This is a genomic window from Lentibacillus kapialis (genome assembly GCF_014646635.1).
GTDB classification, from domain to species: Bacteria; Bacillota; Bacilli; order Bacillales; family Amphibacillaceae; genus Lentibacillus; species Lentibacillus kapialis.
This window is the reverse complement of record NZ_BMNQ01000134.1, coordinates 1-716: the sequence shown is the minus strand read 5'-3', so window position 1 is coordinate 716 and position 716 is coordinate 1. Positions and strand designations below refer to the sequence as shown.

General features: G+C 45.3%; 1 protein-coding gene. It reads left to right on the top strand.

Annotated features, from left to right (window positions below):
- On the top strand, positions 1–716 hold a 716-nt coding region (locus tag IEW67_RS17965), incomplete at both ends, for a phytanoyl-CoA dioxygenase family protein (protein WP_188634436.1).

The window sequence follows — 716 nt, the reverse complement described above, 5'->3', positions numbered from 1 at the left end:
TGCCAAAGAACAGCTTGATTCCTATGAAAAAAATGGGTTTTTGCAGATTGAGAATTTCTTCTCCGATGAGGAAGTTGCGGACATGCAGAAAGCCATTTTTGAATTGCAGGATTCGAACAGAGATGTTACTTCCGACAAAGTGATCCGTGAACCGGAAAGTGATGACATCCGTTCAATTTTTCACGTTCATAAAGACGACAATTACTTCAAAGAGGTTGCAAATGACCAGCGCATTCTCGACATCGTGAACCACCTGCTGGGAAGCGATGTGTATATACATCAATCCCGTATCAATTATAAGCCCGGTTTCAGGGGCAAAGAATTCGACTGGCATTCTGACTTCGAAACATGGCACGTCGAGGACGGCATGCCGCGAATGAGAGCAGTCAGCTTGTCGATTGCCCTTTCAGACAACTATACATTTAACGGGCCTTTAATGCTTATACCGGGGTCCCAGAACTACTTTGTCAGCTGTGTAGGGGAAACGCCCGATAATAACTATAAGGAGTCCCTGAAAAAACAAAAAGTCGGTGTACCTGACGAAGAAAGTCTGCGCAAGCTTGCTGAAAACGGCGACGGCATCTCTGTACCCACAGGCAGAGCAGGCTCGATCACGCTGTTTGAATGTAATACCATGCATGGTTCAACGAGCAATATTACTCCATATCCGCGCAACAATTTGTTCATGGTATACAATAGCGTGGAAAATCACCTGG